A 16,649-nucleotide genomic window follows, 5' to 3' on the forward strand; every position below is an offset into this window, starting at 1 on the left:
GCATGACCGATCAATGGGATGCCGGTCGACTGGACAGTGACCTCGAGGGTGTCGGCTTCGACACCCTGGCGGTGCGCGCCGGTCAGAACCGCACACCGGAGGCCGAGCACAGCGAAGCGCTGTTCCTGACCTCCAGCTATGTCTTCCGCACGGCCGCCGACGCCGCCGCGCGCTTTGCCGGCGAAACGCCGGGCAACGTCTACTCGCGCTACACCAACCCCACCGTGCGCGCCTTCGAAGAGCGCCTGGCGGCCATGGAAGGCGCCGAACAGGCCGTGGCGACCTCCACCGGCATGGCGGCGATCCTCGCCGTGGTCATGTCGCTGTGCAGTGCTGGTGACCATGTGCTGGTGTCGCAGAGCGTATTCGGCTCGACCATCAGCCTGTTCGAAAAGTATTTCAAGCGCTTCGGCGTGCAGGTGGACTACGTGCCGCTGGTCGACCTGAGCGGCTGGGAAAAGGCCATCAAAGCCAATACCAAGCTGCTGATCGTCGAGTCGCCGTCCAACCCGCTGGCCGAGCTGGTGGATATCAGCGCCCTGGCCGAGATCGCCCACGCCCGTGGCGCGATGCTGGTCGTGGACAACTGCTTCAGTACCCCGGCCTTGCAGCAGCCGCTCAAGCTCGGCGCCGACATCGTGTTCCATTCGGCCACCAAGTTCATCGACGGCCAGGGCCGCTGCATGGGTGGTGTGGTCGCTGGCCGTGCCGAGCAGATGAAAGAAGTGGTGGGCTTCCTGCGCACCGCCGGGCCGACCCTCAGCCCGTTCAATGCCTGGATCTTCACCAAGGGCCTGGAGACGCTCAAGCTGCGCATGCGGGCCCACTGCGAGAGCGCCCAGCAGCTGGCGCAATGGCTGGAGCAGCAGGACGGCGTGGAAAAAGTGCATTACGCCGGCCTGCCGAGCCACCCGCAGCACGAACTGGCCAAGCGCCAGATGAGCAGCTTCGGCGCGGTGCTCAGCTTCGAGGTCAAGGGCGGCAAGGAAGGCGCCTGGCGCTTCATCGACGCCACCCGGGTGATTTCGATCACCACCAACCTGGGCGACAGCAAGACCACCATCGCCCACCCGGCGACCACCTCCCACGGCCGCCTGACGCCGCAGGAGCGTGAAGCGGCGGGTATCCGCGACAGCCTGGTCCGCGTGGCGGTCGGCCTCGAAGACGTGGCCGACCTGCAGGCGGACCTGGCGCGCGGCCTGGCGGCGCTGTGATCGACTGGAAGGGTGGCGAGCCGGACCATAACGGTCGGGTAGCCCTGGTGACCGGGGCCGCGCGCGGCATCGGCCTGGGCATCGCCGCCTGGCTGGTCTGCGAAGGCTGGCAGGTGGTCCTCAGCGATCTCGACCGTCAGCGTGGGCCCAAGGTGGCCAAGGCGCTGGGTGACAATGCCTCGTTCATCAGCATGGACGTGGCCGACGAAGCCCAGGTCAGTGCCGGGGTGTCCGAAGTGCTGGGCCGGTTTGGCCGGCTGGATGCCCTGGTGTGCAACGCGGCGATCGCCAACCCGCACAACCAGACCCTCGAGAGCCTGTCGCTGGCGCAGTGGAACCGTGTGCTGGCGGTCAACCTCAATGGCCCGATGCTGCTGGCCAAGCATTGTGCGCCCTACCTGCGTGCCCATGGCGGGGCAATCGTCAACCTGACGTCCACCCGCGCCCGGCAGTCGGAACCGGACACCGAGGCCTATGCGGCAAGCAAGGGTGGCCTGGTGGCCCTGACCCACGCCCTGGCCATGAGCCTGGGGCCGGAGATTCGCGTCAACGCCGTCAGCCCCGGCTGGATCGATGCCCGTGATCCGTCGCAGCGCCGTGCCGAACCGCTGACCGAAGCCGATCATGCCCAGCATCCGGCGGGCAGGGTAGGGACGGTGGAGGATGTCGCGGCGCTGGTGGCGTGGCTGCTGTCGCGCCAGGCGGGGTTCGTCACTGGCCAGGAGTTCGTGGTCGATGGCGGCATGACCCGCAAGATGATCTACACCTGAGCTGTAACCTATTGAGATGCAAGAGAAATGGGCCGAGGGCCCATTTTTTTTGTCGGTTGTGCCGGCCCTGTCGCGGGGCAAGCCCGCTCCCACGCTGCGAGCGTTTGCTTCTGAGGCCGGGCTTGCCCCACGATCAGGCTGCTTTTTTGCCTTTTTTTAAAAAAACTTCAATGGGGGTATTGACTTAGCATCGGTACCTGCGTAAATTTCGCGGCCTCAGCGAAGCAAACGCAACAAGCAACATCGCGGGGGTGATTAGCTCAGCCGGGAGAGCATCTGCCTTACAAGCAGAGGGTCGGCGGTTCGATCCCGTCATCACCCACCACTTCCTGAGGCGTTCCTGGTTCAACGGTTTCGAAAGAAGCACGTTGGCAGAGAGGAGCAGGACGCAAGTCCAACACTGCGCGGCGGTAGTTCAGTCGGTTAGAATACCGGCCTGTCACGCCGGGGGTCGCGGGTTCGAGTCCCGTCCGCCGCGCCATTTTTCTCCAGATGGGTGCTTGCACCGGTCTGAGGCCGCAAGGCCAGATCCCAGTTTCAATCAGGCGCAAGCCTGAACGATACGCAGCGGTAGTTCAGTCGGTTAGAATACCGGCCTGTCACGCCGGGGGTCGCGGGTTCGAGTCCCGTCCGCTGCGCCATCTTCTGCCACGAGCCCCTTGAACAGCTCGTAGCAAACCAGAAAAGGCGATGACAAGTCGCCTTTTTTGTTGCCTGGCTTTCGCGCTCCCGCGCTCCCGCGCTTGAAAGCTCAGATCCCAGTTTCAATCGGGTGCAAGCCCGAACGATACGCAGCGGTAGTTCAGTCGGTTAGAATACCGGCCTGTCACGCCGGGGGTCGCGGGTTCGAGTCCCGTCCGCTGCGCCATCTTCGCCTCGAGGCCCTTGAACACCTCGAAGCTGCAAAAAAAGCGACCTGCGGGTCGCTTTTTTTGTGCCTGGCATTTGCCGCGCCGCCTGTTCACAGGCGGAAGTTACCGACCAGGCCTTGCAGTTCATCGCCCAGACGCTTGAGCCCGGTCGAAGCCGTTTCGATTTCCCGGGTGGCATCGAGCGAGTGTTCGGCCACATCCCGCACATTGTCGACATTGCCGCGAATGGTCTCGACCACGGCGTTCTGCTGCTCGGTGCTGGCGGCAATCTGCTGGTTCATGCCCTGGATGTCATCGACGCTGCGGGTGATGACCTGCAGCGCCGCGCCGGCCTGGTTGGCCAACTGCACGGTGTCGCCGGCCACATCGCGGCTGCCATGCATGCGTTCGACGGCGCGACGGGCACCGGTCTGCAAGGTGGCGACCAGGGTCTCGATCTCGGCGGTGGAGCGCTGGGTGCGCTGGGCCAGGCCGCGCACCTCGTCGGCGACCACCGCGAAGCCGCGCCCGGCCTCACCGGCGCGCGCGGCTTCGATGGCGGCATTGAGCGCCAGCAGGTTGGTCTGCTCGGCCACCGAATGGATCACGCTCATGATGCTGCCGATCTGTTCGGTGGCGGCCGACAGTTGCTGCACGGCCTCGGTGCTGTCGTCGATGTCCTCGGCCAATTGGATGACCTGGCGTTGGGTATCGATCACTACCTGCTGGCTCAGCGCGGCCTGGTCGCTGGCCTCGCGAGTGGCTGCACTGGCCAGTGAGCTGTTCTGGGCGACTTCCTGCACCGCGCAGGCCATCTGGCTCATGGCGGTCGCCACCTGATGGGTTTCGCCGCGCTGGCTGATGGCGCCATGGCTGGTGCGCTCGATCACGCTGGCCAGTGCCGTGGAAGCGCCGGCCAGCCGGGCGCTGACCTGGCCAATGCCTTGCAGGATGCCACGCAGGTTGCCGCTACTGCGCTCCAGCGCGCGCAGCAGCAGGCCGAATTCGTCCTGGCGGGCAGGCAGGCTGGTGGCGCGCAAGTCGCCTTCGCCGATTCGGCGCGCCATGTCGAGGGCTTGCAGCAAGGGGGTGCAGATCTGCCGGATCAGTAACCAGGCCACCAGGCATGCCAGCAGCAGCGTCAGGCAGAACAGGCCGAGCATCAGGGCACGGCGCTGGCTGAACTCATGGGCGCTGACCGCGTTTTGCTCGGTGATCAGGGTGTTGATCTGCTCTATCGCCAGCAGCACTTGCTGCAGTTGCTGCCTGCCGGCCGCCCCGGCCAGTTGTTCGGTGCCGCCCTGCAGGCGCCGGTCAAGGTTTTGCAGGTATTCGCCCATCAGGGTACGGGTGGCGCCCAGGGCGGCCTGGGCCTGTGGGTTGGGCATTTTCGCCAGGTTTTCGTCGATCAGCCTGTCCATCTGCCGGTAGGCCTGGCGCAGGGTGGCCAGGTCGGCAGGGGCGTGGTCAAGGGCGTAGGCCAGCTGGGCGGCGCGAATATCGTTGAGGTGATCGAGGATGTAGTTCACCGATACCAGGCGTTCGGCGCGGTGGGTCAGGCTGCCCAGGCTGAGGGTGGCGGTAAGGGCGAGCAAGGCGACCAGGACCACCAGCGGGGTGAGACTCAGGAGTAGTTTCAGGCGTACCGAGAGATTTTTCACCGCGAGTTCCTTGAACGTTCATACGGGGGGGCGCACGAGTCTAACGGTGGAATATCAGTTGTTCAGTTAGGCTGTTTTTGGGAAGTCAGTAGGAAGGATCTCCCGTGGATGTAGTCCCATTCTTGGGCTAAACAGCGGGTGCTTTACATGAACCTTTTACCGTCGAGGTTTCGGTGCCTCATGGATGTGTTGCACAATAGGCACCCTTCGATTTACCCGGAATCCACGATGTCCAGATCTACCGTCTACGGTGCGCTCGGGCTGGCCCTAGTGCTGGCGGGCGTGGCCGGTTGCTCGTCGAAAAAGACCGCTGTGTACGAGCACGAGAACTTCGACGATTCAGGAACCTTTTCGCGCACCTTTGCGGCCGGCGAGGCCGGCACTTGCGAGGCCGCGCGTCGTGCCTTGCTCAGCCAGGGCTATATCATCACCAGCAGCGATGCCAACCAGGTCGCCGGCAACAAGAGCTTCCAGCAGAACGCGGAAAACCACCTGCAGATCAGCTTCAACATCACCTGCGTGCCGGACATGGGCGACAAGCAACGTTCGACCATGTTCGCCAATGCCCTGCAGGACCGGTACGCGTTGAAGAAGTCCAACACCTCTGCCAGTCTGGGCGTGGGTGTGCTGGGTTCGGTGTCGATGCCGATTGGCTCCACCGATGACTCGATGGTCAAGGTCGCCAGCGAGACGGTCACCGCCACGCAGTTCTATGACCGTTATTTTGCCTTGGTGGAAAGCTACCTGCCCAAGCCTAAGCCCAAGCAGCCGGAAAAAACCGAGGCTGTCGCGCCGAAGGTGGACAAGCCGGCAGCCGACCTGGGCCTGCCGGAGCCTGCCCCCAGTGCCCTGGAGCCCGAGCAGCCGGCGCCTGCGGCCCAGGGCACGCCAGCACCTGTACCCAGCGAGCCGGCCCCGGTGCCGGTCAGCGAGGCGCCTGCCGCGCCGCTGGTGGATGACAGCAAGGGTTCGCAACCCATCGCCCCACCCATCGAGGCTGCCCCGATCCAGGTGCAGCAGGAAGCGCCCGTGCCCGTCGCACAGTAGCGCCTTTGCCTGGTTCGCCAGCAAGGCTGGCTCCTACAGGTATTGCAGGCCGTAACCGTTGTAGGAGCCGGCTTTGCCGGCGAACACCGGCATGGCCGGTGCCATCCTCCGCGGCGCCTGGTTCGCCAGCAAGCTGGCTCCTACGGGTGCCAGCCGGGTCGCGAACGTTGTAGGAGCCGGCTTACCGGCGAACACCGGCGTAGCCGGTGCCATCCTCCGCGGCGCCTGGTTCGCCAGCAAGCTGGCTCCTACGGGTGCCAGCCGGGTCGCGAACGTTGTAGGAGCCGGCTTGCCGGCGAACACCGGCGCAGCCGGTGCCATCCTCCGCGGCGCCTGGTTCGCCAGCAAGCTGGCTCCTACGGCTGCCAGCCGGGTCGCGAACGTTGTAGGAGCCGGCTTGCCGGCGAACACCGGCGCAGCCGGTGCCATCCTCCGCGGCGCCTGGTTCGCCAGCAAGCTGGCTATGGGCCGGGCAGGGGCCGGGCAACTAGGGTAGCCGCTGGCGGCGGAACGCCCCCGGGGTCAGCCCGGTCCAGCGCTTGAATGCGCGCTGGAAGGCCTCGGCCGAGGCAAAGCCCAACAGGTAGGCAATTTCGCCAAAGGCCAGCGCCGTGTCGCGAATGTAGGCCTCGGCCAGGTCGCGACGCGTGTCGTTGAGCAGGTCGCGAAACCCGGTGCCTTCCTCGGCCAGCTTGCGGCGCAAGGTCCAGGGCGGCATTTGCAGGTGCCGGGCCACTTCCTCCAGGTCCGGCTCGCGCCCGCCGTTGAGCAAGGGCCCCAGCAGGTGGGTGATACGCTCGCCCAGGCTGCGGATGCGGGTGTGTTGGGTCAGCTGCGCTTCGCACAGTTGCAGCAGGTGTTGCCAGGTGCTCGGGCAATGCTGCGGGTTGGCCAGGGCCAGGGTGGCCCGGCCCAGGCGCAACTGGTTGGCGGCGGCGCCGAACTGCACCGGGCCGGCGCACAGGCCCTGGTACTGCGCGGCATAGGGGGGAGGCTCGAATTCGATTTCCAGGCGCTCGGCCTGCACGGCCTGGCCCGCCAGGCTGGCGAGCTGTGTCAGCCAGCCGCTGAGCAGCGAGTCGACCACGAAGCGGTTGTAGTGGTTGTAGGGGCTGATGGAATAGAACCGCAGCCAGGCGCCCTGGCGGTCTTCGATGAACTGCGATTGTCCGCGGTAATTGCCGGCGTACAGGGGCTCGAAGCGCAGCAAGGCGCGAGCGGCATCGCCCAGGGTCGGCGCCTGGGCCGCGGTGACCCCGGCCAACCCGGCCTGGGCCAGGCGGCTCAGGCGACCGATATGCAGGCCCAGTGCCGGCTCGCCGCACAGGGTGATGGCCGCATGGCCCAGGTGCATGTAGCGTGGGATCGACAAGCGCGCGCCGGCCTCGGCCAGGCGTGGCGCATCCAGGCCGTAGCGCAGCAGCAGGGGGTGTGGGTCATGGCCCAGCGCCTGCAAGGCTTCGGCCAGCGGCTGGATGAAGCCTACCGACAGGTCACCCAGGCGCACGCGGGGGCGGGGCATGGCCCTACAACCACAGGTTGAGCAGGCGGGCGCCCTGGCTGGGGTTGCCGACCCACAGCGTGCCGGCCTGGCTGGCAAAGCCCTGGCCATCGCTGCCCAGCTCCCAGAACTGGCCGCGCATGAACACGCTCATGCTGGTGATGCCAGCGGCACCGGCCAGGGTCAGTTGCTGCCAGGCGCTCTGTTCGCTGACCTGGCCACGTTGCAGCGCCAGGCCGTTGCTTTGCGCCTGATGGCGATTGCCGCGCCAGGGGGTTTGCCAGCTGTGCTTGCCGCTGAGGAACGCCGGGTTGGCGATCAGCTCCACCGATTGCCTGGCCAACTGCTGGTAATTGCCTGGATACCAGCCATCGCTGCCAACCAGCACGCCCAGGCGCCCGGCCGGGGTCTGCAGCACCTGCAAGGGGTGCGCGCTCCCGTCGTGGATGTAGCGGCGGTTCTCGCTGTCGGGGTATTGCTGATGCTGGGGCTGGCCCAGCAACGAGCCGTCGCCAGCGAACACCAGGCTGCTGTTGAACAGCGGGCCGTTGCCGGCGCGCAACACGCCGTCCTGCACATAGGGGGCTGGCAGGACGATGGAGCCGGCCACCAGGGTGACACCGAATTCGCGGGCCAGGTTGCCGAACAACTGCTGGTAGTCGGCGGCCATCTGTGCCGCCTTCATGCGCAAGTGCGCATCCGAGCGGCGGTCGTCGCCACTGGCGCTGAGCATTGCCAGGCCATAGCGCAGCGGGTTGCTCAGCTCCAGCCATTGCCAGGCCTCGCGGCGCTGGGTCACCTGGTACAGCTCGCGTTTTTCGCCGCGGGCCCACAGCCAGGTGCCAATGTGCTCTGGCAACACCACCACGGTGCGTGAATTGATCAGCCCCTGGTCGCGAGCCTGTTGCAGGTAGGCCGAGAGCTTGCGGTGCAGGCGGGTGAGGTTCTGGTAGTCGACCGGGTAGAGCAGCGGTTCGACCCCCAGCAGGTTGCCGTGCTCGCCCGGCACGCCCTGGTTGAGCGCCAGCTCGATGCGCAGGTCGGACAGGTAATGGCCTTCTGGCCGTTGCAGGGTCCAGAAGCCGTAGCCGCACAGGGCGGCGATGAGGACCAGCGCGAAGGCACCGGTTAGCAGTTTTCGCATGGCGTGGGTTTTCGCAGGCATGAAATGGCCATGGGCAGCATCAAGGGGGCGCGCGATTTGACTCAGTGAGCACACGCGGCTGCCCGGATCATATCAAAGCTGCCGCTTGCCGAGGCGGCGGATTTCACCCCCACTTCAGTGCTTGCGCTCAAGGCCGCCACGCGGGGCGGCCTCGGCCTTGGCGGTGTCAGTTCTGCGCGGTTTTCTGCGCCGCGTCGAGCTTCACCGTTTCCTCGAGGGTGAAACGCCCCAGGGGGTTCTGCAGGAAGTGCTGGATGTTGCTGCGCGAAATATTGATGTACGGGCTGTAGTAGAGGTCGATCCAGTGCACGTCCTGCTTGGCCAGTTGCTGCAGGTCCTGGTACATCTGCTTGCGCTTGCCGGCGTCGGTTTCCACCCGGGCCGCGGCCACCAGGTCCTTGACCTTGTCGTTGTGGTAGCGGGTCATGTAGTTCATGTTGGTGTCGTGGCCGAGCACGAAGGTGGTCTTCTGGTCCGGGTCGAGCACGTCGTTGGTCCAGTACATCACCGACAGGTCGTAGTCGCCGTCGACCAGCATCTGCCAGCTTTGGGTCGGGTCGACCTTCTGCAGGTTGGCGGTGATGCCGACATCGGCCAGCTGCTTTTGCACCAGCACGGCGATCTGCTCGTCGGCCTCGTTGCCGGCGTTGACCACATAGTTGATCTTCAGCCCCTCGGCGCCGGCTTGTTTCAGCAGCGCGCGGGCCTTGGCCGGGTCGAACCCGCGCTGCGGGTTGTCGGCGTTGTGGTACAGCGCGCCCTTGGGAATGTACGAATAGGCGACTTCGCCATGGCCGAAGGTGACGGTGTCGACCAGCGCCTTCTTGTCGATCGCCAGGTCGATGGCCTGGCGCACCTCGGCCTTGCCCAGCAGGCCTTTCTCATGGTTGATGAGCAGGTGGTCCTCACGGGTCGACGGGTCGATGTGGATGGTCAGGTTCGGGTCTTTCTGCAAGGCGTCGACCCGGGAGAAGGGCACGAAGATCGCCGAGTCCAGCTCGCCGGCCTGGACCTTGAGCATGCGGGTGTTGTCGTCGGGGATCGAGATCCATTCCACGCCATCCAGGCTGACCTTGTCGGCCTGCCAGAAGTAGGGGTTCTTCTCCAGGATCACCCGGTCGCCGCGCAACCATTCCTTGACCTTGAAGGCACCGGATGTCACCGGCTCCTGGGCGTAGGCGTCCTCGCCGATGGCGTCCATGGCTTTTTTCGACAGGATCGAGACGTTGGCGGTGGCCAGTTGCGCGAGGAACGGCACCGACTTGTTCTTCAGGGTCACCACCAGGGTGCGGTCGTCCGGCGCCTCGGCCTTGTCGATGATCTTGTAGGAGTCGGCCCACAGCGAGCCCGGGTTGTCGCGGATGCGCAGCAAGGAGAAGGCGGCGTCGCCGGCGGTCAGCGGCGAGCCGTCGGAGAACTTGGCTTCGCGCACCTTGAAGGTGTAGGTCAGGCCGTCGTCGGAGATCTTCCAGCTTTCGGCCAGGCCCGGCAGCAGCTGGGTGCCGCTGTTGTCCACGCGGATCAGCACGTCGTAGACGTTGGCGAAGACCCAGCTGTCGCGGTTCTGCGCGCTCTTGATCGGGTCGAAGGTGGTGCTCTCCTCGCGACAGCCGATGGTCAGCACGCCGGCGGCCTGGGCCATGCCACTGGCCAGGGTGCTGGCGGCCAGCACGGCGGCGGTGAGTAACTTCAATGCTGCGGGCTTCATGCTCAATCTCCGTTTGATGGTCATGATGGGGGTGTCAGTGCGGCAACTGCGGGTGGATGCAGGCATGACGCCGGGCACCCTGGGTGTGGTTGGGAGGCGCGCTGTCGCGACACTGGGGCAGCGCATGCGGGCAGCGTGGGTGGAACGCGCAGCCGGCAGGCAGTTGCAACGGGCTCGGTGGCTCGCCGGCCAACGGCTGCGCGGGCAGGCCGCGGGCCGGGTCGATGTCGGCAATGGCCTGGACCAGCGCTGCGGTGTAAGGGTGGCGCGGGTTGTCGAATACCTCGTGCACCGGGCCTTCCTCGACGATCTGGCCCAGGTACATCACCGCCACCCGGTCGCACAGCTGGCGCACCACGCCCAGGTCGTGGGTGATGAACAGCAGCGCCAGGCCCATGCGCTCGCGCAGTTCCAGCAGCAGGTTGATGATCTGCCCCTGGATCGACACGTCCAGGGCGGCGACGCATTCGTCGGCGACGATCAGCCTGGGTTCGATGGCCAGGGCCCGGGCGATGCCGACCCGCTGGCACTGGCCACCGCTCAGCGCGCCGGGCTTGCGCTCGGCCAGCTCGGCGCGCAGGCCGACCAGCTCGAGCAGTTCGACGACCCGCGCGGGGATCTGTGCGGCTGGCACCTTGCGCTGCACCTGCAGCACCTCGGCGAGGATCTGGCCAACGCGCTGGCGCGGATTGAGCGCCGTGTAGGGGTCCTGGAAGATCATCGCGGCTTCGCGGCGCAGGCGCGCGACCGCCTGTTTGTCACCCTGGCCGATATCGAGGCCGTCGAACAGCACCTGCCCGCCAGTGGCCGGGGTCAGTTGCAGGACGGCCCTGGCCAGGGTGCTCTTGCCGCAGCCCGATTCGCCCACCAGGCCGAGCGTCTGGCCGGCGGCCAGGGTCAGCGAGGCGCCGTTGACCGCGTTCAGTTGGCGCGGACGCAGGTTGAACAGGCCGCGGCCGGCGACGGCAAACTGCACCTGCAGGTGCTTGACCTGCAACAGCGGGGTCATGCCGAACCTCCGTCGAGCAATGGCAGATGGCAGGCCAGGCGCTGGCCTGCGCCGATGTCGCGCAGGGCCGGTGGTTGTTCGCGACAGACCGGCCCGGCCTGGTTGCAGCGCGGCTCGAAGCGACAGCCCGGGGGCGGGGCGTCGAGCAAGGGCGGTTGCCCGGCAATGCTGTTCATTCGTCGCCCCTGCCCCTGGGCGGCCGGGTGACAGGCCAGCAGCCCGGCACTGTAGGGATGGCGCGGCTGCGCCAGCAGTGCAGGCTTGCTAGCGTGTTCGCAGAGGCGCCCGGCATACATCACGGCGATGCTGTCGCAGGTTTGCGCGACCACGCCCAGGTCGTGGCTGATGAGGATCATCGACAGCCCCCGGCGGTCGCGCAGCTCCAGCAGCAGGCGCAGTATCTGCGCCTGCACGGTGACGTCCAGGGCCGTGGTCGGCTCGTCGGCGATCAGCACCTGCGGGTTGCAGCCCAGCGCCACTGCGATCATCGCCCGCTGGCGCATGCCGCCGGAGAACTCGTGGGGGTAGTTGTCGACCCGGGTCTGTGGATCGGGGATGCCCACCTGGCGCAGGATTTCGATGGCCTCGGCCCGCGCCTCGCGGCGCGAGGCGCCCTGGTGCAGGCGCACGCCTTCGGCGATCTGCGCGCCGATGCGCATCAGCGGGTCCAGGTGGCTGCTGGGGTTCTGGAAGATCATCCCCAGGCCGTGCCCGCGCAGACGGCGCATGCCGGCTTCATCCAGGCGCAGCAGGTCCTGCCCCGCCAGGCGCACGGCCTGGCCTTCGGCGCGCAGGTTGGCTGACGGCAGCAGGCGCATCAGTGCCCGGCAGGCCAGGGTCTTGCCCGAGCCGCTTTCGCCGACCAGGCCGAGGATTTCGCCAGGGCCCAGGTCGAACGACAGCCGATCGACCAGGGTGATATCGCCTTGGGTGGCCCGGGCGATCACGCTCAGGCCGCGCACCTGCAGCAGCGCGCTGCTCATGAGCGGTCTCCCAGGCGGTCGGCGACGCCATCGGCGAGCAGGCTAAAGCCCATGGCCAGGGTCACCACGGCCAGGCCCGGGAAGGTGCAGATCCACCAGGCACTGGTGATGAAGCTCTGCCCCTCGGCGACCATGGTGCCCCACTCCGCGGTTGGCGGTTGCACGCCCAGGCCCAGGTAGCTGACGGCGGCGCCGTTGAGCAGGACCAGCACGGCGTCCGACATGCAGAACACCACCGAGCCGAACAGGGCATTGGGCAGCAGGTGGCCGAACAGGATGCGCCGATGGCCAAACCCCAGGCTGCGGGCCGCCAGGGCGAAGTCGCTGTGCTTGAGCACCAGGATCTGCGAGCGGATCAGGCGCGCATAGGACACCCAGCCGACCAGGGCCATGGCGATATAGAAACTGCTCAGGCCGGGGCCGAGGATGGCCATGATCGCCAGCATCAGCACCAGGAACGGGAACGCCAGGACGATATCCACCAAACGCATGCAGGCGTTGTCCAGCCAGCCGCCGATGTAGCCGGCCAGTGCGCCGAGGCTGGTGCCGAGCAGGAATGGGAAGATCACCCCGATCAGGGCCATCTGCAGGTCGATGCGTGCGCCCCAGATCACCCGCGAGAGGATGTCGCGGCCAAAATTATCGGTGCCGAAGGGGTGCGCCAGGCTCGGGGCGGCCAGGCGCAACTCGGCGTTCTGCTGCAGCGGGTCGAACGGCGCGACCCAGGGCGCGCACAAGGCCAGCAGGCACCAGCCGAAAACGATGGCGAGGCCGCCATACAGGGTCAGGCGGCCTTGGCCCAGGGAGATGCGCAGCCGCCAGGGCCGGGCCTGCGCCAGGAGTGGGCTGAGGCTCATCGGATGTTCACTCGCGGATCGAGGGTGGCGCTCGCCACATCGGCGATGAAGTTCACCGCCACCGTGGCGCAGGCCAGCACCATGGCCACGCCTTGGACCACCATGTAGTCGCGGGTGAAGATCCCGCGGACCAGCAACTGGCCGATGCCGGGCAGGGAGAACAGGCTTTCGATCACCACGCTGCCGCTGATCAGCCAGCCGATGTTGACCGCCAGCAGGTTGATGGTCGGCACCATGGCGTTGGGCAGCACGTGGCGGCGCAGCAATGCTCCTTCGCCCAGGCCGCGGGCGCGGGCGGCGGTGACGTGGTCGGCCTGCAGCTCGAGGAGGATGCTGGCGCGCAGGTTGCGTACCAGCACCGCCGACAGCGCCAGGGCGATGGTCAGGCACGGCAGCACCAGGTGGTGCAGTTTGTCTGGCCAGGTGCGGCCATAGCCGGACACCGGGAACAGGCCCCAGTGCACGCTGAACAGCAAGATCAGCATCAGGCCCAGCCAGAACGCCGGCAGGCCCAGGCCCGCGGTGGTGAACAGGCGGATCAGGTGGTCGGCCCAGCCGCCCTTGTGGCGGGCGGCGAGCACCGCCAGCGGCACGGCAATGAGCAGCGCCAGCAGCACGCTGCCCAGCACCAGCATCAAGGTCGGTTCGATGCGGCTGGCGATCAAGGGCAGGGCGTCGATCTTGTACAGCAGCGACTTGCCCAGGTCGCCGTTGAGCAGGTTTTTCAGGAAGTACAGGTATTGCAGCCACAGCGGCTCGTCCAGGCCGAACTGGGCGCGGATCTTGAGGATCGCGTCCGGCGTGCTGCGGGCGCCCAGCAGCACCCGGGCCGGATCGCCCGGGATCGAGCGGACCAGCACGAAGGTGATCAGGCTGATGCCGAACAGCACCGGCAGCAGTTGCAACGGGCGGATCAGGACGAAGCGATAGCGCGCCAGGTTCATCGCTCAACCCCGGTTGCGTTGCAGGAAGTCCAGCAACACCGGGAAGTAGGCCTGGGGTTCCTCGTAGAAGGGCATGTGGCTGCTGTTGGGGAACACGTGCAGTTCGGCCCGGTCGTGCAGCGCCTGTTTCATGCGCATGGCGCAAGCCGGGGTCAGCTCATCGTGCTGGCCGGTGGTGATCAGCACTGGCATGTTGAACGCGGCCATCTGCTCGAGGCGGTTCCAGTCCTTGAGGTTGCCGATGTAGAGGAACTCGTTGGGGCCTTGCATGGCGGTGTAGGGCGCCATGTTCCAGTCGTCCAGCGAGCGCTTGACCGGCGCTGGCCATTCGTCCAGCCGGCACACGTGGCGGTAGTTGAGCAGGGTGATGGCCGCCTGGTACTGCGGGTGGTCGAGGGTGCCCAGGGCCTCGTGGCGCTGCATCATCGCCACGGTTTCGCTGCCCAGCGCGCCGCGCAGGCGTTGCAGTTCGGTGATCAGGTGCGGGATGTCGCCGACAGTGTTTTCCAGGATCAGGCTTTTCAGCGCCTGCGGATGATGGATGGCGTACTCGATGGCCAGCCAGCCGCCCCAGGAATGCCCCAGCATGTGCACGCGCCCCAGGTCCAGGGCCTGGCGCACCTGCTCGACCTCGGCCACGTAGCGGGTGATGTCCCACAGGCTGTCGTCGTCGGGGCGGTCGGAGGCGCCGGTGCCCAGTTGGTCGAAGGCGACCACGCGGATGCCCTGGTCCTTGAGCCAGGCATGGGCGTCGCGCAGGTAATCGCAGGGCAATCCAGGCCCGCCGTTGAGGCACAGCAGGACCTCGTCCCCCGCGCCAAAGCTGTACACCACGAGATTGTGGCCATCGACCGATACGTTGAACTGCTGGTCAGGTTGCATCTCACGCCACATCGCTACTCTCCTGTTGGCAATGGTTTACAGCTATACCTAGCGCAGGAGAATGCTCTGCCTACAAGCTAGTGGTTCCTATAGGTTTTGTCTGGCAGTCCCGCGCCGAGCCGTGGCATTCTACGTGGCGGATTTCAAGATGGAAATCCAACAGGGTGTTCACAGGGAGTGCAAGGAATGCAGGCCAAGCTGGCTGACCTCAATACCCGTCTGGCCTCGGACAGCAGCCTGGACGAGCAGATGGACAGCGTCGCCGCCGCCGCGGCGCAACTGGGCTTCGATGCCCTGGTGTACGACTACAGCCCGGTGCCGCTGGATCACGTCGGCGAGCTGATCACCCCCAGCGTTGTGCGTTTGCGCCAGACCCCGAGGGACTGGCAGGACCTGTGGTGCACCGAGGGCTTCTACCAGATCGACCCGGTGCAGCAGTTGGCCGTGTCGTCGGTCGCGCCGTTCACCTGGTCGTACCTGCCCAAGGGCGAGACTGTCCTGCAGCGCATGATCGACCAACGCCATGCCCCGGTGGTCGGCTACCTGCTCGATGCGCACCTGGCCTGTGGCGTGACCGTGCCGATCCACCTGCCCCGCGGCGGCCTGGCGACCCTCACCGGGTTGCGCCCCCAGGCCAGCCCGGCGGACCTGGAGGCGGCCCGGCACAGCCTCGCCGACTTCAGCCTGATCGCCCATGCCCTGCAGGAGGCCGCCCACCCCTTGCTCGACAAGGAAGCCGCCAGCCGCGTCATCCGCCTGACCCGGCGCGAGGTCGAATGCCTGCGCTGGGCCGCCGAGGGCCTGACTGCCGGGGAAATCGCCGAGAAGCTCTGCCGCTCGCTGGCCACGGTGTCGCTGCACCTGACCTCGGCGATGCACAAGCTGGGGGCGAAGAACCGGGTGCAGGCGGTGGCCAGGGCGGTGCACTACCGCTTGCTCGACCGCTGATCGGTGAAAAGCAAAACCTAGAGAAGTCACTAGTTATGCCCCGCCGCGCATAGGGCTAAGGTGTGCCCCATGATTCGCACGGAGCCCGATGAAATGGAACTCATCAAATCGCGTGAAGGTTTCGCCCCGTTCGGCGAGTACCAGACCTGGTATCGCGTCACCGGTGACCTGGCCTGTGGCCGCACCCCGCTGGTCATCCTGCACGGCGGCCCGGGCTGCACCTACGACTATGTCGATGCCTACAAGGACGTCGCGGCTGGCGGCTACCCGGTCATCCACTACGACCAGCTGGGCAATGGCCGCTCGACCCACCTGCCGCACAAGCCGGCCGCGTTCTGGACCGTGAAGCTGTTCCTGGAAGAGCTCGACAACCTGCTCGAGCACCTGGGCATTGGCGATCGCTATGCGCTGCTGGGCCAGTCCTGGGGCGGCATGCTCGCCAGCGAACACGCGGTGCGGCGTCCGGCGGGGCTGCGTTGCCTGGTGATCGCCAACTCGCCGGCCGACATGCGCACCTGGGTGCAGGAGGCCAACCGCCTGCGCGAGGCGCTGCCCAAGGACGTCCAGGACACCTTGCTGCGCCACGAGGCGGTCGAGGACTACACCGCCGCCGACTACATCGCCGCCACCCGGGTGTTCTACGACCGCCATGTGTGCCGGCTGCAGCCCTGGCCTGACGAGGTGGCGCGAACCTTCGCCCAGGTGGAGGCAGACCCGACCGTGTACCACGCCATGACCGGGCCCAACGAGTTTCATATCATCGGCACCACCAAGGACTGGACCATCGTCGACCGCCTGGGCCAGATCAACGTGCCCAGCCTGTTGATTTCCGGGCGCTACGACGAAGCCACGCCGCTGGTGGTCAAGCCGTACCTGGACCTGATCCCGGGGATCCGCTGGGCCTTGTTCGAGAATTCCAGCCACATGCCCCATGTGGAAGAGCGCGTGGCGTGCATGGGCACGGTGGTCAAGTTCCTCGACGAGAATCTCTGAGGTTCGCGGCGTCCAATGGTTTCCCTCTTGCAGGCCTGCTCGGTTGCTATCCGGCAGGCCTGAATTTTTTGTGGCTTGGGGTGATTGGGTTGCCAAATGTTTGCCGTGAGGTTTGC

The 16,649-nt window shown here is 66.5% G+C and carries 14 protein-coding genes, 4 tRNA genes and 1 pseudogene; 9 read left to right on the forward strand and 10 right to left on the reverse strand.

Annotated elements, in window-relative coordinates; all coding sequences use genetic code 11:
* The first annotated feature begins 2 nt into the window (after nucleotides 1-2).
* From KSS95_RS10625 to KSS95_RS10650, 6 genes are all read left to right on the forward strand, one after another.
* Nucleotides 3-1,214: an O-succinylhomoserine sulfhydrylase gene (locus KSS95_RS10625; protein ID WP_217853613.1), complete on the forward strand. Its 1,212-nt coding sequence runs from the start codon at nucleotides 3-5 to the stop codon at nucleotides 1,212-1,214.
* Nucleotides 1,211-1,984, forward strand: coding sequence for an SDR family oxidoreductase (locus KSS95_RS10630; RefSeq protein ID WP_217853614.1), 774 nt, complete (start codon nucleotides 1,211-1,213; stop codon nucleotides 1,982-1,984). Before KSS95_RS10625 ends, KSS95_RS10630 begins: the two co-directional genes overlap by 4 nt.
* A 249-nt stretch (nucleotides 1,985-2,233) precedes the next feature.
* A tRNA-Val gene (locus tag KSS95_RS10635) sits at nucleotides 2,234-2,309 on the forward strand.
* A gap of 79 nt (nucleotides 2,310-2,388) precedes the next feature.
* Nucleotides 2,389-2,465: transfer RNA gene (locus KSS95_RS10640), tRNA-Asp, on the forward strand.
* An 83-nt stretch (nucleotides 2,466-2,548) separates the two neighbouring features.
* Nucleotides 2,549-2,625: transfer RNA gene (locus KSS95_RS10645), tRNA-Asp, on the forward strand.
* Nucleotides 2,626-2,775: 150 nt separating this feature from the next.
* Nucleotides 2,776-2,852: transfer RNA gene (locus KSS95_RS10650), tRNA-Asp, on the forward strand.
* Nucleotides 2,853-2,945: 93 nt separating this feature from the next.
* Here KSS95_RS10650 and KSS95_RS24805 read toward each other — a convergent pair.
* Nucleotides 2,946-3,659 carry a methyl-accepting chemotaxis protein gene (locus KSS95_RS24805; protein ID WP_437179607.1) on the reverse strand — a complete coding sequence of 238 codons (714 nt, stop codon included), beginning with the start codon at nucleotides 3,657-3,659 and terminating at the stop codon, nucleotides 2,946-2,948.
* A gap of 144 nt (nucleotides 3,660-3,803) precedes the next feature.
* Nucleotides 3,804-4,256: pseudogene (locus KSS95_RS24810) on the reverse strand (HAMP domain-containing protein); the annotation flags it as partial.
* A gap of 468 nt (nucleotides 4,257-4,724) precedes the next feature.
* Between KSS95_RS24810 and KSS95_RS10660 the strand changes: the two are divergent.
* Nucleotides 4,725-5,543, forward strand: coding sequence for a DUF2242 domain-containing protein (locus KSS95_RS10660; protein WP_217853616.1), 819 nt, complete (start codon nucleotides 4,725-4,727; stop codon nucleotides 5,541-5,543).
* Between the two features lie 487 nt (nucleotides 5,544-6,030).
* On the opposite strand, the gene KSS95_RS10665 is transcribed toward KSS95_RS10660, so the two are convergent.
* The 8 genes from KSS95_RS10665 to KSS95_RS10700 form a co-directional block, all read right to left on the reverse strand.
* Nucleotides 6,031-7,065, reverse strand: a complete 1,035-nt coding sequence (locus tag KSS95_RS10665; RefSeq protein WP_217853617.1) for an AraC family transcriptional regulator — start codon at nucleotides 7,063-7,065, stop codon at nucleotides 6,031-6,033.
* 4 nt (nucleotides 7,066-7,069) lie between these two features.
* The gene (locus KSS95_RS10670; RefSeq protein WP_217853618.1) at nucleotides 7,070-8,188 is read right to left on the reverse strand and encodes a nitrilase-related carbon-nitrogen hydrolase; all 1,119 of its coding nucleotides are present in this window, start codon (nucleotides 8,186-8,188) and stop codon (nucleotides 7,070-7,072) included.
* A 187-nt stretch (nucleotides 8,189-8,375) separates the two neighbouring features.
* Nucleotides 8,376-9,917: an ABC transporter substrate-binding protein gene (locus KSS95_RS10675; protein WP_217853619.1), complete on the reverse strand. Its 1,542-nt coding sequence runs from the start codon at nucleotides 9,915-9,917 to the stop codon at nucleotides 8,376-8,378.
* A 34-nt stretch (nucleotides 9,918-9,951) separates the two neighbouring features.
* Entirely contained in the window at nucleotides 9,952-10,926 is a 975-nt protein-coding gene (locus tag KSS95_RS10680) for an ABC transporter ATP-binding protein (protein ID WP_217853620.1), read from the reverse strand.
* Nucleotides 10,923-11,909, reverse strand: coding sequence for an ABC transporter ATP-binding protein (locus KSS95_RS10685; protein ID WP_217853621.1), 987 nt, complete (start codon nucleotides 11,907-11,909; stop codon nucleotides 10,923-10,925). The genes KSS95_RS10680 and KSS95_RS10685 overlap by 4 nt, the downstream gene beginning before the upstream one ends.
* Nucleotides 11,906-12,766: an ABC transporter permease gene (locus KSS95_RS10690; RefSeq protein ID WP_217853622.1), complete on the reverse strand. Its 861-nt coding sequence runs from the start codon at nucleotides 12,764-12,766 to the stop codon at nucleotides 11,906-11,908. The genes KSS95_RS10685 and KSS95_RS10690 overlap by 4 nt, the downstream gene beginning before the upstream one ends.
* Nucleotides 12,763-13,710 carry an ABC transporter permease gene (locus tag KSS95_RS10695; protein WP_217853623.1) on the reverse strand — a complete coding sequence of 316 codons (948 nt, stop codon included), beginning with the start codon at nucleotides 13,708-13,710 and terminating at the stop codon, nucleotides 12,763-12,765. The genes KSS95_RS10690 and KSS95_RS10695 overlap by 4 nt, the downstream gene beginning before the upstream one ends.
* Before the next feature lie 3 nt (nucleotides 13,711-13,713).
* Nucleotides 13,714-14,604 (reverse strand): proline iminopeptidase-family hydrolase, encoded by an 891-nt coding sequence (locus KSS95_RS10700; protein ID WP_217853624.1) that lies wholly within the window; start codon nucleotides 14,602-14,604, stop codon nucleotides 13,714-13,716.
* Between the two features lie 174 nt (nucleotides 14,605-14,778).
* Here KSS95_RS10700 and KSS95_RS10705 point away from each other — a divergent pair, with 174 nt between their 5' ends.
* Nucleotides 14,779-15,540, forward strand: a complete 762-nt coding sequence (locus KSS95_RS10705; RefSeq protein ID WP_217853625.1) for a LuxR family transcriptional regulator — start codon at nucleotides 14,779-14,781, stop codon at nucleotides 15,538-15,540.
* 93 nt (nucleotides 15,541-15,633) lie between these two features.
* The gene (locus KSS95_RS10710; RefSeq protein ID WP_217853626.1) at nucleotides 15,634-16,533 is read left to right on the forward strand and encodes a proline iminopeptidase-family hydrolase; all 900 of its coding nucleotides are present in this window, start codon (nucleotides 15,634-15,636) and stop codon (nucleotides 16,531-16,533) included.
* Nucleotides 16,534-16,649 lie beyond the last annotated feature (116 nt).

The organism is Pseudomonas muyukensis (assembly GCF_019139535.1).
Classification (GTDB): Bacteria; Pseudomonadota; Gammaproteobacteria; order Pseudomonadales; family Pseudomonadaceae; genus Aquipseudomonas; species Aquipseudomonas muyukensis.

Bases quoted from the DNA above. Each gene is read 5' to 3' on its own strand.
- KSS95_RS10625 (WP_217853613.1), top strand. From the start codon at position 3: ATGACCGATCAATGGGATGCCGGTCGACTGGACAGTGACCTCGAGGGT.
- KSS95_RS10675 (WP_217853619.1), bottom strand. From the start codon at position 9,917: ATGAAGCCCGCAGCATTGAAGTTACTCACCGCCGCCGTGCTGGCCGCC.
- KSS95_RS10700 (WP_217853624.1), bottom strand. From the start codon at position 14,604: ATGTGGCGTGAGATGCAACCTGACCAGCAGTTCAACGTATCGGTCGAT.
- KSS95_RS10660 (WP_217853616.1), top strand. From the start codon at position 4,725: ATGTCCAGATCTACCGTCTACGGTGCGCTCGGGCTGGCCCTAGTGCTG.
- KSS95_RS24805 (WP_437179607.1), bottom strand. From the start codon at position 3,659: ATGAGCCAGATGGCCTGCGCGGTGCAGGAAGTCGCCCAGAACAGCTCA.
- KSS95_RS10710 (WP_217853626.1), top strand. From the start codon at position 15,634: ATGGAACTCATCAAATCGCGTGAAGGTTTCGCCCCGTTCGGCGAGTAC.
- KSS95_RS10690 (WP_217853622.1), bottom strand. From the start codon at position 12,766: ATGAGCCTCAGCCCACTCCTGGCGCAGGCCCGGCCCTGGCGGCTGCGC.
- KSS95_RS10670 (WP_217853618.1), bottom strand. From the start codon at position 8,188: ATGCGAAAACTGCTAACCGGTGCCTTCGCGCTGGTCCTCATCGCCGCC.
- KSS95_RS10695 (WP_217853623.1), bottom strand. From the start codon at position 13,710: ATGAACCTGGCGCGCTATCGCTTCGTCCTGATCCGCCCGTTGCAACTG.
- KSS95_RS10680 (WP_217853620.1), bottom strand. From the start codon at position 10,926: ATGACCCCGCTGTTGCAGGTCAAGCACCTGCAGGTGCAGTTTGCCGTC.
- KSS95_RS10705 (WP_217853625.1), top strand. From the start codon at position 14,779: ATGCAGGCCAAGCTGGCTGACCTCAATACCCGTCTGGCCTCGGACAGC.
- KSS95_RS10665 (WP_217853617.1), bottom strand. From the start codon at position 7,065: ATGCCCCGCCCCCGCGTGCGCCTGGGTGACCTGTCGGTAGGCTTCATC.
- KSS95_RS10685 (WP_217853621.1), bottom strand. From the start codon at position 11,909: ATGAGCAGCGCGCTGCTGCAGGTGCGCGGCCTGAGCGTGATCGCCCGG.